Origin of the sequence: Bacillus sp. TL12 (assembly GCF_022625245.1) — a bacterium.
Classification (GTDB): Bacteria; Bacillota; Bacilli; order Bacillales; family Bacillaceae_G; genus Bacillus_A.
In genome coordinates this window covers 1-12936 of sequence record NZ_JAJJBY010000058.1, presented here as the reverse complement: position 1 = coordinate 12936, position 12936 = coordinate 1, and the positions used below count along the sequence as shown (strand labels likewise).

11 protein-coding genes and 1 pseudogene are annotated in these 12936 nt (G+C 29.6%); 4 read left to right on the top strand and 8 right to left on the bottom strand.

Features of this window, described 5'->3' with window-relative positions:
* Window positions 1-270, bottom strand: a 270-nt coding sequence (locus tag LOK41_RS25840; protein ID WP_241818871.1) for a DDE-type integrase/transposase/recombinase, incomplete at its 3' end; no start/stop codon positions are given.
* Between the two features lie 53 nt (window positions 271-323).
* On the opposite strand from LOK41_RS25840, the gene LOK41_RS29040 reads away from it, so the two are divergent.
* Entirely contained in the window at window positions 324-455 is a 132-nt protein-coding gene (locus tag LOK41_RS29040) for a hypothetical protein (protein ID WP_277818763.1), read from the top strand.
* Window positions 456-788: 333 nt separating this feature from the next.
* Here the strand turns inward: LOK41_RS29040 and LOK41_RS25835 are convergent, their stop codons facing one another.
* From LOK41_RS25835 to LOK41_RS25805, 7 genes are all read right to left on the bottom strand, one after another.
* Window positions 789-1520, bottom strand: coding sequence for an ABC transporter permease (locus LOK41_RS25835; protein WP_241818870.1), 732 nt, complete (start codon window positions 1518-1520; stop codon window positions 789-791).
* Window positions 1520-2227, bottom strand: coding sequence for an ABC transporter permease (locus tag LOK41_RS25830; RefSeq protein WP_241818869.1), 708 nt, complete (start codon window positions 2225-2227; stop codon window positions 1520-1522). Before LOK41_RS25830 ends, LOK41_RS25835 begins: the two co-directional genes overlap by 1 nt.
* Entirely contained in the window at window positions 2202-3134 is a 933-nt protein-coding gene (locus LOK41_RS25825) for an ABC transporter ATP-binding protein (protein WP_241818868.1), read from the bottom strand. The genes LOK41_RS25830 and LOK41_RS25825 overlap by 26 nt, the downstream gene beginning before the upstream one ends.
* Before the next feature lie 300 nt (window positions 3135-3434).
* Window positions 3435-6611: a type 2 lanthipeptide synthetase LanM family protein gene (locus LOK41_RS25820; protein ID WP_241818867.1), complete on the bottom strand. Its 3177-nt coding sequence runs from the start codon at window positions 6609-6611 to the stop codon at window positions 3435-3437.
* 537 nt (window positions 6612-7148) lie between these two features.
* Window positions 7149-7382 (bottom strand): plantaricin C family lantibiotic, encoded by a 234-nt coding sequence (locus LOK41_RS25815; RefSeq protein ID WP_277818762.1) that lies wholly within the window; start codon window positions 7380-7382, stop codon window positions 7149-7151.
* 98 nt (window positions 7383-7480) lie between these two features.
* Window positions 7481-8101, bottom strand: coding sequence for a response regulator transcription factor (locus LOK41_RS25810; RefSeq protein ID WP_241818865.1), 621 nt, complete (start codon window positions 8099-8101; stop codon window positions 7481-7483).
* Window positions 8102-8518: 417 nt separating this feature from the next.
* Window positions 8519-8791: a YdcF family protein gene (locus LOK41_RS25805; protein WP_347269374.1), complete on the bottom strand. Its 273-nt coding sequence runs from the start codon at window positions 8789-8791 to the stop codon at window positions 8519-8521.
* A gap of 934 nt (window positions 8792-9725) precedes the next feature.
* Between LOK41_RS25805 and LOK41_RS25800 the strand changes: the two genes are divergently transcribed.
* From LOK41_RS25800 to LOK41_RS25790, 3 genes and pseudogenes are all read left to right on the top strand, one after another.
* The gene (locus LOK41_RS25800) at window positions 9726-9887 is read left to right on the top strand and encodes a hypothetical protein (protein WP_241818863.1); all 162 of its coding nucleotides are present in this window, start codon (window positions 9726-9728) and stop codon (window positions 9885-9887) included.
* A gap of 20 nt (window positions 9888-9907) precedes the next feature.
* Window positions 9908-10477, top strand: a pseudogene (locus LOK41_RS25795) (lanthionine synthetase LanC family protein); the annotation flags it as partial.
* Between the two features lie 62 nt (window positions 10478-10539).
* Window positions 10540-12699, top strand: a complete 2160-nt coding sequence (locus LOK41_RS25790) for a peptidase domain-containing ABC transporter (protein WP_241818862.1) — start codon at window positions 10540-10542, stop codon at window positions 12697-12699.
* Window positions 12700-12936: the final 237 nt, after the last annotated feature.

Below are 12936 nucleotides of genomic sequence, written 5' to 3'. Positions count from 1 at the left end.
ATATAAATAACACCATTTTCCTTTGACTTTTATATAGGTTTCATCTAGTTTCCAAGATAATGGAACGTTTTTATTTTTCTTCTTCCAAATTTGATGGATAAGATTTCCATATTCATGAACCCAGCGCATGATGGTTGTTGGATGAACTGAAACACCACGCTCTTTCAAGATTTCAGATACATCGCGATAGCTTAAAGAAAAACGACAATAGTAGCCGAAGGCTACCAAAATAATATCCTTTTTAAACTGTGTTCCCTTAAAATACCCCATATATCATTCTCCTGCTCACACTTTTTCTATAGGTTATCTTAGTTTAGAAATCTTTGCAACAGAACCCGCAGAAGGCAAGTATTGGAGAAGAAGAAATTGAAAAACAAATTCAATACTACAAGGATAAGAAAGAGTTCTCAGAAAAGATTATTGTTAAACAAGCAGAGAACTCGAAACGATATTAAGTATTATCTGGATATACAGCCTATCAAGCTGCAAAGAAAATTAAGCTTAAACATATCTATGTGACAGTTGTTGTTGATGATACGTGTAAAGAAGTTTTACAGAGTATTTAAAGCAGAAAAAGGTTTATATAAAACTTGGATCTTATCTTGTACATTTCTGTTAATCCCTATTTAAAAAGTATATGAATTTGCTATAATTTTAGTGGGTATATTATAGATGTTTTTTATCAAAAGTAACAAAAGAGACAGTGTGGAATTTCACACTGTCTCTTTTGTTACTTTTGATAAATCTATATTACTTTTTATTTTGATTCATAATTATTAGAAGTAATATTAATATGCTTTTTTATTAAAATTGATTAACCCCCCAGCAAACAATACAATAAAACTAATCAATACAATTAATATACTTTTTGTAGAAATAAATAATAGATCGGTTTCAACATCTGTAGGTACCATAGCTAAAAGAGGCTGACTCCATGGATAAATTGGACCAAAACGTTCTGACTGATTAATTATAATACCAGGGATTGTTAGAGCAGCACATACTACCATTGGGGTAGCAAAACTAGACCATATTACAGAAAGCCACATTTGAAGTGCTATTAAAGGCAATGTTGCAAATACTCCACCTATTAAACCTTTGAATAGATATGTAGTAGGAAAAGGAGCTGTTATCCCACAAATAGAACCTACTATAATTATTTCCAAAAGGAATAAAAGTTGAGTAAGAATTATAAAAAATATCACAAATGTAGCTTTAGTACAGTAAAGTTGATAACGTTTTATAGGCTGAATTAATAATTGCTTCCATCCACCATGTAAATGATCATGACGGCAGATAAAAGCAGTGAAAATTCCAGTTAATAAAGGAAGGAAGAGCATAGCATGTACTATTGAAGAAAATGTATAAACCATTTTCCAGTCATTTAAATCTGCTATTGGACCACGCACTCTTAAATAAGATAAGATCCCTGTTAAAAGGGGACTAATAAATAGTAGTAGCCAAATTTTTGTCTTTTTAATCTTAAGAAATTCAGCCCGAAATAGTTTTAAATTTAGCATTATTTATCCACATCCCTTCTTACAAAATCAAATGTCGCTATCAAAATTAGTAAAATCCCAACTGTAGCCCCTAACAGTGTAGTTGTATTTGATTGACTAGCAAGTAAGGGGAATTTCCATATAATCCAATCTGGCAAGGAGTCTGAAAATAGTGCTAATACTGTACCCAATACCCCCACCATTAACGTGATTCCTTGATTTTTATAAACAATGGATAACCATAATTGTAATGCTAAAATTGGTAAAGCAGAAAAGTATGGAAAAAAACTAATCTTTATTACTTCTGACCATGGAATAGAATATCCAAAATCTAATCCTATACCTAAACAAATACTACCTATAAAGAGAATGGAACAAGATACAAATAATAAACTAAAACTTAATATAAATTTAGCTATAAATATTTTTCTTTTTTCTATTGGTAGTAGTAAAAGGTGTTTCCAAGAAGTAGATTTGTGTTCTAAATGGGCTATTATAGAAGTAATAATTGTAATCCCTAATAGTATTGCTGGAAGGGAAAGAGACTGAATATTTGAAAGTAGTCCTCCCCACAAATTATTTTTATATTTTTCTATTAAGATATCGTATCTTAAACTGAAATTTATTGCTTGGAGTACAATAACCCCTATTGGGGCTATCATTATTAAAAACCAAACCCACTTACGCTTTAATTTAAGAACTTCAGATGCTAAGAGGGATCTGTACATCGTTTTGTTCCTCCTTCACGATGTTTAGGAAAATATCTTCAAGTGAATTTTTTTCTTCTTCAATACGGAATACAGATATATCATTTGCTACTAAAGCTTTTACAATCTTAGCTATAGATGAATTGTTAGTATTAGATATTACAATTTCATCCTTTTCCATCACTGATTGTATACCGCTAGTAAGAATGATTTTCCACGCTTCCTTAGGTTTATCAACTAAAAACTTAATTGAATTCTGTGAATGTTGCCGTAAAACTTCAATTTTATCTTGAAAAATGAGTCGTCCCTTTGAAATAATCCCAACGTATGTAGCCATCTGGTCTATTTCACTTAATAAGTGACTTGATACTAGTATAGTAATGCCCCTTTCCTTAGCAAGGCTCTTTATTAATTCACGCATTTCATGTATCCCTTGGGGGTCAAGTCCATTTGTCGGTTCATCTAAAATTAATAATCTAGGATTACCAAGTAATGCAATGGCAAGGCCAAGACGTTGTTTCATCCCTAAAGAGTATTCTTTAACTTTTTGGTGTGCTGCATTTTGCAGCCCAACAGTTTTTAAAACATCATGTACTTTTTCCTTTGGTATATTCCTTAAAATTCTATAAACCTCTAGGTTTTCAATTGCGTTGAGATGTGCATAATAAGAAGGATTTTCTACCAGCGCTCCAATATCAGATAAAATAGATAAACGATTTTTATTTAAATCTTTTTCGAAAATTGTAATAGTGCCTTCAGTTGCTTTAATTAAGCCTAATAACATTCTAATACTAGTTGTCTTTCCAGCACCATTAGGACCTAAAAACCCATAAATTTCACCTTCAGGAATTTTTAGATTCACACCACTAACTACACTGCTATTCTTATATTTTTTAGTTAGATTATTTGTTTCAACAATATATTTCATTTCAACACCACCTTATATTTTTTATATTTCAAGAGGTTAAATTAAATCTCTAAAGAGTTTAAATTTAATTACCATTAAAGTTAAATTTATGGATTAATTTAACTCTAATGGTAATTTTAATATGTAATTTGTGATTAATCAACTATCCTTTTCAGCAGCCTTCTTGATAGCGTGCCTATCTGTATTATTTACCTACATAGATAATTAAGCTATCAAATAATTGATAGCTTAATTATGGTGAAGAATACGATTAAAAAAATTTGAATTTTTATATAGTGAAAGAATATAGAAACAAAATTTTTATTCCAACCAAAGAATTCCTGGAATTGAAAGATTTAATCCATGTTTTAAAACTGAATAACCGAGCCCTGATAAACCAACCAGCAATCCATATATATTTACGGTTCCAGAATATCCTTCATCCCAGTTAGAGTTGATAGAATTTCGGAAAATATTATGATATGTAGCAAGACAGTTACTTTTTAAATCTGGATTTTTTAAAACTGTTGCAGCATAGTGAAGAATCTCTAGATTTCCTGCATCACCATGGCACCAAGTATTATTATTGCCAAATCCTTTTTGAATTGTAGTGTCTAGGGCTATTTGAATTTCATGATCAATTACATCATCATGATAACCATTATCCTTTAATATAAGGCGATTTAGAAGTATCCCTGGTGCACCATGACACCACCCTACACTTATTCCAGTTTTTGAAAGATTGGTGTACCAATTTGCATCTTTAGAACTGAACATTAAACGTTCATAATTCAGAGCTTTTTCTACTAATTTTAAAATATTAGGATTTTTAGTTATTGTATGTAATCGTATTAGCATTGCGGAGATTCCACTTGTCCCATGTGCAAATCCCGTATATCCCTCACTCTCTAGATTTGGCCCCCAGAATACAGAATTATTAGAGTAATATGTCGCATTTTCTTCTAAGTCTTGATAAATTGCATTTGCTATTTCTAAAAGCATTGCTTTTTTATTTACATCAGTTGTTTTATTATAGATAGAAAGGACAACGCCTAAATATCCTGCCGATCCCCCAATTAAATCATAGTCCATTCCTTTTTTTACATAATCTAGAAGGCATCCTATATTATCATACGTAAAATCAATAAATTTCTCAGTATTAAGAGCTTTTCCTAAGTGGAACATTGCATAGAAAATACCACTCAGTCCATTAAAGGCGCCAATGGGTAATAATTCATTTTCATCCATATTATTTTTTGGGTGTTTCTTCGCTACATTAATAAATTTAATACATGGAGCTAGAGATTCAATGGCAGCTTCTTTAAATTCTTCATTTCCGGTAAGAGCACTCAAATAACCTAAAAATAATGAAATTCCACTATTTCCTTTATAGAGGTCATATTCTACTGATGAAATACGAGTTGTAACTTCATCTTTACCAGACATCATTAAACCAATCCAAGTTCTGTCAATTTTAGAATCTGTTTTACCAATTATACTATTTTCAAGTAAATGATGTCCTATTTTGAATAAGGATGAATTTTGATCCGCTATTGAAATGTCCTCAAGTAAATGATGTCCTTTTGAAAATTCTACGTTAGTTAGTGCGCTATCTTTTTTATTTTCAGTATGAATAAAGCTTAAATCAATAAACTTTAATTGATTCTTCAGATCTTTCGCGCTAAAATTTTTGATTTTATTTATGGAAGTTTCTAAGGGTGACACATTTAAACTATATCCATTAACTATTTGTCCTCTTGAATTTCTTACGGTATTAAAACTTGTGTTAGTTGTAAAATAAGGTATATCGCCAATAAGTAAATCTTCCAACTCGTGGGGAGAAACTTGATTGCAAATTTCTTTAAAATCATATAATACTATTCTATGCAATAAGACCTCTCTATGTAATGAGTTTCTTAATAAATCAGGGTGATAGCTACTCCGTAACAAACGTCCATATATAAAAGTATTTTTAAAAAGAATCCTGCATGTTTGGTTAGAGAACAACTCAATTATTTTATTGATAAAACTTTCTTTATTATCTAAAATCCAATCATAAGTCTGTTTAAATCCTTCTTGTATTTGATTAAGAAATTGTTCAATTTGTTGATTATGATTATTTATTTTAGGGTTATTATTACTAGGTTCTAAAGTTACGAAATCGCGAGTAATTTCAATATTATCAGTTTTATTATTCTGAATGACTTCTGATTTGAATGGAGCGAGTTGTTCTTGACTTCTTCCTACACCACCTAAATCAAAAACGTTAACATTAGATTTATCAGTTAAAACTATTTTACTTGGTAATAAAAGAATAGATATAACAGATGAATCAATAAGTTTGTCGCAATTATCCATAGCACTGGCTATAGACGTATCTTCTTTTTCAAAACTACCATGAATAAGGGATTCTAAATCAACAAGTACTGGATGCTCTGAATTTGCAATTAGGTTTTCACTGTGAAAATCTCGTGCATTCAATGCGTGAAGTATACATAGTAAATGTCCTATACGATAATAGAAATTATTTACTTGACTTTCATCCGTACATTCTTTAAATGAGATAAATTCCATCCAGCCACTTCCATTAACTGAAAGTGATTTTGCAGCTTTTAATTTCTTCATATTAGGAATATTTTGTTCATTGATCCAATTTATTAATTTATAATATCCTTCTTCAAAGCTAAGTTCTCTGGGTTTATAGATTAATTTGATACCGGATGCAAAATATAGGGTTGAAACACTTTTCCCACATTGGTGTGTATCTCCAGAGTCAGTTTCAATACTTAATAAGTTACCTAAATCTTTACCTTCATTGAAAATTGTAGATATTCGTTCGGTTTCTGCAGAAGTATTTCTTAAGACTTCAATTATAAAATCTAGATAGTTTTTAGTTTTTAAATACATCAGGGATGTTAAGCATCCGTATTCTGTATATAAATCTTTAAGAAATTTTTCATCTTTTAATAATGTATTTTGGAAGTAAAAAAATCTTTCTTCAGAAGATTCTCCTATTAATAGATCACTCGATCTTGCAATATTAACTTCTAAAATTAGTGTACGATAGGAAATCTGATATAAGAGATTAGTTATTTTTCCAATTAAATCTTTTAAAAATATTTCTTTGCTTTCAAGTATATTGAAAGTATTAATAACGTCATAATATTTATACAGATAATATTTAATAATAGGTTTGAAAAAGTTGAAAAATTGAAGTCTTTCATATTCTTTTTCATTTTTATTAAATATAGATTCTATTTTCTTTGATTTCTCATCCGGATTAAAATTAAATAATTCTAGTATCTCTGTGTGATCTTTATTAGAATCGTATTCTTGTTTAATCCATTCGCGTTCTAAATCTTGGAAATTTCTTTGTTTTACTTCTTTGAAAATATTTTCAAATTCATTGATATCGTTTATTTCTGGAAATAAAGACATCCAATAATTTATTACATCTTTAAAATCAAAATCTTGTTCAGTATTTATTATATTGTTCATCTTCATCCCTACTTCTTGTTTAATGGAATAAAATGGCATATGGAATATTTGGAATGTTAGTTATATGACCTAGTTCACTGTTAGATTTAGTGAACTAAGTTGAGATAACATAGTTCACACTATTAGTTTACAATAATGTAAACTAATGGAACAGGGTGATTTTTTCTCAACTTATTCCATTTATTTTGATTCTTACAAAAATCATTTTCTCGTTTTGTAGTGTATTCATAAATAGAAGCGCCTATGGCTTAATGAATATTCTAAATAGGCCAATAGAAAAAGTGAGTAGACTACATATAAGGACTATGATTGTTCAATTGATATTTTTTCAACCGAGTGAGTATTTTATATCTACAAAATACCAAAGTATATAGTGGATGGGTATCTATAGGAGAGAAAGTGGTTGTTGCGGATACTTTTTCAATTGCTTTAATAAATAGAATAAAATCCTACATTGGTAAGTGAAAAAAATAATGAGCAATTAATTGCTCATTATTTTTTTCATATTCAAGAACTTTTTATATTTACTACCATCAATTAGCTTCCGCAGCTGATTGTAAACATACATTCTGCAGAAACTGTACATCTCGTACCATAGTTATATCCAAGTCCTGCTCGTTTAGCGAAGGCCAGGGATTCTGCGTGAGTCCAACCACCCTGTGCCTCTTTCATTTCTTGTTCGCTAATTTCTTGTAGAAGATCACCAGCTGGATTTTTCTCCCTCACAGAGTATTTGTGTTGTAAGACAGGGTTTTTTAATGATTTTTTCATTTTGAACGCCTCCAAATATAGTTTAGTGAGATTACGTCACTCAATATCATAATATGTAATTTTTTCACGTTTAGGTAGGTTGATTTTTTCTAGACCTGTTATATTATATTTTTCTGAGAAAAACTGTTAACTTTTTCTACTACTGATTTTGTATCGGGACAATGCATTTTCTTTAAAATATTATGTACATGACTTTTAATGGTATTCTGTGATTTAAAAAGTGTTCGCTGTATTTGAGATCTACTATACCCTTTCTCTATAAGGTCATATACTTCTCTTTCAGAAGAAGTTAAATTGCTTAACATAAATTCTTTTTTTAAGAAGCAATAATCGTTTATTAAAATTGCAAAAGGATTATACTTATGGCAGCTATCTTTTATTTTTAATGGAAGGCTAGAATACTCTTTTTTTAAGACATAATTTGTTGCGCCAGCAGCAAAGGATGATTTTATTAAGTCACTATCATGTATGGTTGTAAGTATAATTATTTTTATATTTGGGCATACATTCAATACTTTGGTAATTAAAGTGAATTCTTTAGGGTCTTCAATACTTAAAAGAATAGCATCTACATCCAAATTTTTTACTAACTCTAATGCTATAAATGGATCACTTGTAGTGGCAGCTATTTTAATATCTTCACTTTCCCCTATAGTATTATGTAGTTTAATAATCCAATTAGTATTCTTTTCAAGAATTACTAGTTTAATAATATCCATCATAAATCTTCTCCTTTAATAAAGAGTTTTTCTGGCAATTTATTAAATATATTCTTATTCATTCTTTAATTATTCATAGAAATGTTACTTATTACTAAGATGATAATAATTGTTATTGATAGCAATTTTACTTTCATAAATATGTTTCCTCTGTAACAGGAGAGAATCCCAATATTTTATGATTACCTTTGCATTCCAGGGAATATCCAAATTCCAGAAGTGCGGAATAAATTCCGATAAACCTTATGGGTTTCATCCTGTAATACTTATTTCACTTTTTCTAGAGAGCTATAATCCATATATGCTAGATTAATAAAGTCTTTATAAGATTTATCTTATTACTAAAATTACTCGCTACATTAAAAATGGTTAAAGCTCTTCTCATATGGCTTGCGCTTATTACTATTGTTATATTTATTACTCCTTCTTTTTCAAGAATTGGCATGGTGAAGAGGCGTTTTCTATTGTATCCATTGATTTATTTTCTAAAATGATTCTATCCTTATTTATACCCTTTGAAATTAACCATTTACTCATTGCATCAGTTTCTGTAATTCCCTGTTCTGGTAGCCCTCCCGATACAATAATTTTAGAATTGGGATATTGTTTTGCAGTAGCAAGCCCAATTTTTAAACGTTCTATCAAGGTTTGACTCATAGAACCATACGTTGCAAGGGTATTTCCTAATATTAAAATAGCATGATTATTTTGAGATAAGTCAGTTGGTATATTTGTATTTAAATTCGTTTTAAGTGTATTTCCACTAATTTCATATCATTTATTTATTCTGAATATTACCTTTAATATGTTTGACTCATAATTTTTAAATATTTAGAGGTTGATTGAGTATCACCATTAATTTGGGAATAAAATGCAAAAAGAAGATGCGCATTAAAATTATTTGGATCTATGTTCAGTATGTTGCTATAGGTGTGTAAGTGTGTAAAGCCTCAGGAAGTTTATTTTGCATAATTTGAGCTGATGCAAGATCAAATTTTAAATTAATATCATATGAATCCAATGTTATAGCTTCCCTGAATAAATTTTCAATTTCATTTAATATTTCGATACATTAACAACTTCTAAAACTTTTTCCAAATTGTAAACCTCCTAAAATATAACTATTCGCAAATTTAGTATATCAAATAAATTGTATAATTTTAAAAAAATAGCAAATTATTTGAATGTTACTTTACAAAACTATCCAGTATGTATAATATATTTACTGTTAGGTCTCAAAAAAAACATTTTTATAGAAGTAAATTATAAATAATCGAAAAATTATTAAAAATCCAAGTGCTCAAAATAAGATTTCTATGAGTTCAAATCATCCATAAGGTAATTTATTTGAAGAGATCAGTGAACAAGATATGTCATTAGTAGCTGGAGGTACTAATCACTGGGCTTCTAAAACTGCTGCATAGATTTGGAGTTTAGGCGATAATTCTGGATGTGTTTGTACAGTATCAGCAGAATGGAACTTTACTAGCCCTTGTGGTGGTACTCAATAGTTACTAACGTAATGCTCTAAATATAAATTTATTAACTTTTTAAGTTGAAAATAAAAAAGCTGGTCCAATCTTTAATGATAGGTCCAGTTTTTTTGGGAAATGGAGTGACATCTGTGAATAAAGAAATTCCAAGAGAAATAGAATATGAGGATGTTATTGATTATTGGGAAAAATTTTTTCTGGAATTAAAAAACAAATTATCTATCAATGAGTTTTTACAGAATATTTCTAGGAAAAATTCTGAACACTGGAAGGAGAATGAGGAAAATCATTAGAAGAAACTGAAGGATATACTCGATTTGCTCATGGAACTAGTGACATAACAACTAATTTAATAAGATTTTATAATATTAATATAGACCCCAAGATACTAGGTACAATTAAAAAGGCTTTAAATTTTGAAAAAATGTTATTTTCGGATGAAAATCAGAATTGGAAAATGAGTCTTGCCAAGGGTTCTAGAACAGTAGCATGGTGTCATGGTGCATCTGAAATTTTACTTAATAGGATTTTATTAAAGAAATTTGGATATCCAGATAACAACCTATTGAGAGATATTGATGTCGCTGTAAATACTACAATCGAAAAGGGTTTTGGCAGTAGCCACATTCTGTGTCACGGTGATACGGGGAATTTAGGGATTTTATATCAAGTTGCTGATGTATTAGAAGATGAGGAATTAAAAAAATACTGCGATTTTACATTTATAGAGTTATATAACAAATACATTAAATATAATTGGGATAAGAATGCATATCGAACGGTTAATATTTATGGATTAATGGTAGGTTTAGCTGGCCTAGGTTATTCACTACTCAAATACGGATGTAAATATGATATACCAGATGTTCTGTGGTTAGAATAATATCAATGGAAAACTATCTACCAATAGTGTTCCATTAAACACGATTGAGAGGAAAGAGTTCTATGCTTGAAACAAACAGAAAAGTTCCGTATGTAGAGCAACTTCAACAAACTGAGTGTGGATTATGTTGTGCTGCAATGATTTTACGATATTATAAAAGTTACGAATCACTAAGTACACTAAGAAATTTAATGGAAGTTGGGCGAGACGGATTAAGGCTAGATCAAATAAAACATTTACTTGAAAAGGTAGGATTTGATTCTAAGGCATTTAAGACTCCTGTTCAAGGGTTGTTAGAAATTGGTAAACCTTGTATATTATATTGGGAGAATAGCCATTTTGTTGTGTTAGAAAAGACTAATAAAAAGTACTGTTATATAGTTGACCCAGCAGTTGGTAGAAAAAAGATGACACATACTGAGGTTATGGAAAAATTCTCGGGAATCGTATTAATTCCACAACCAAATGAGAATTTCTCCCCACATAAAAAGAAGGAAAACCCATTTAAAATCTTAATTCCGAATATAAAGAAAAACAAAAAAATATTTTTTATTATTTTCATTCTATCAATATTTACATATGTAGCAACTTTACTAATGCCGATTGCAATACAAATATTAACAGATAGCGTAGTTGAAAACAAATCAATAAATCTATCAATTATATTACTTTTTGTTGTGGCTTTTATATTAAATACCATAACTGTTTATGCAAGGGGAAAATATTTAATTAAAATAAAAGCTATACTTGAAAGAGATTTACAATCTAAAACTTTTAAACACCTTTTAAATGTCCCATATAAGTTTTTTGAAGTGCGAGCAAAAGGGGATATATTGTATAGAATTAGTAGCTTAGAGATAATTAAAGATTTACTGGCTGATAAGATAATTAGAGGGATTTTAGATGTAGGAGCATTAGTTTTTATGCTTTCCTATATGTTTCTTAAATCAAAAATATTAACATCTTTAGCGCTGACATTGTTCTTAATCTATTTCGTAATTACATATTTACTGAGAGCTCATATTAAAGAATTAAATCTATATGAGATTGTTGAAAGAAGTAAATTACAAAAAATTCAAGTTGAAACCATTTCATCTATATTTGGTATTAAGGTAGCCGCTTCAGAGGGGGAGATCTACTACCATTGGAAAAAAAAATTAGAGGATGTTTTGCATCGATTCACAAAACAAAGTAATTTAGGGAATATTTACAGTACATTTAATCAGGTTGCTGTGTTAGTTTCACCTTTAATAATTCTAGTGTTTGCAATGGGGCAATATATAAGTGGAAATATTACTATTGGAGAATCTATTGCCTTTTATTCAATAACTACAATGTTCTTTACATCTGCATCTTCATTTTTTCAAACTTGGAACTCATTCTGGATTGCTTCAAACAGCATAGAGCGACTTAATGATATTACAGATGTCCCTCAAGAAGATATGAATGTAGAGAAAGACTGTTCTCAAATCACAGGAGATATAAAATTGGAGAATGTATCTTTTGCATACACAGCTAATTCAGAGAATATAATTCGAGATCTTTCACTCCAAATTAAAAATGGACAAAAAATAGCTATAGTTGGAGAATCAGGATCGGGGAAAAGTACTCTTGCTAAGTTGTTAATGGGGCTTTATCAACCAACAAAAGGCATGATCTATTATGATGGATTGCCTCTTAATAGTCTAAATAAAAAAAAGCTTCGTAAGCAAATGGCAATAGTCCCTCAAGAAATTCAACTTCTTAATAAATCTATTTATGAAAATATAAGTATGGGTAACTTAAATGCAAGCGCTGAGGAAGTTAAAAAAGCTGCTGAAATAGCTCAAATTTCAGAAACGATTGAAGAAATGCCAATGAAATACGATACTTTGATTTCTGACATGGGTTCGAACCTATCAGGTGGACAAAGACAAAGAATCGCTTTAGCAAAATCAATCCTAAATAAACATAGCGTTGTTATTTTAGACGAAGCTACTAGTTCACTTGATTCATTGAATGAATTAAAGATATCAAATTATTTTAAGGATATTGGTTGTACATGCATAATAATTGCACATAGATTATCAACAATTATGGACTGTGATAGTATATTTGTTTTGGATAAAGGTGAAATAATTGAAGAAGGTACTCATGAAGAGTTGATCAAATTGAATGGAAAATATAGTGAATTATACCATTCAGCAATTGATTCAAATCAAAAATCTGCTGTTGTAAACTAAAGAGAATATTCCTTATTCATTAAGTTAAGATGTTAATCGTTTATATCCGGCCTCTCAAAATGAGGAATAAAAAAGTATTCATTTTCAAGAACGGGTGCTTTTCTTACGATTAGTCAATCTATATTTTTAGTTTTTTTTGATAGATTGAATATCACACATCTATCCATTATAGTACATACTAAATACGGTTCTGTTGCAAAGTTTTCTACATGAAGATACACTCTAGAAAACAAGATC

What these genes read in the sequence shown, in the direction of transcription:
- LOK41_RS25835 (WP_241818870.1), bottom strand. Translation starts at nt 1,520, where the DNA reads ATGCTAAATTTAAAACTATTTCGGGCTGAATTTCTTAAGATTAAAAAG.
- LOK41_RS25830 (WP_241818869.1), bottom strand. Translation starts at nt 2,227, where the DNA reads ATGTACAGATCCCTCTTAGCATCTGAAGTTCTTAAATTAAAGCGTAAG.
- LOK41_RS25825 (WP_241818868.1), bottom strand. Translation starts at nt 3,134, where the DNA reads ATGAAATATATTGTTGAAACAAATAATCTAACTAAAAAATATAAGAAT.
- LOK41_RS25820 (WP_241818867.1), bottom strand. Translation starts at nt 6,611, where the DNA reads ATGAACAATATAATAAATACTGAACAAGATTTTGATTTTAAAGATGTA.
- LOK41_RS25815 (WP_277818762.1), bottom strand. Translation starts at nt 7,382, where the DNA reads ATGAAAAAATCATTAAAAAACCCTGTCTTACAACACAAATACTCTGTG.
- LOK41_RS25810 (WP_241818865.1), bottom strand. Translation starts at nt 8,101, where the DNA reads ATGGATATTATTAAACTAGTAATTCTTGAAAAGAATACTAATTGGATT.
- LOK41_RS25790 (WP_241818862.1), top strand. Translation starts at nt 10,540, where the DNA reads ATGCTTGAAACAAACAGAAAAGTTCCGTATGTAGAGCAACTTCAACAA.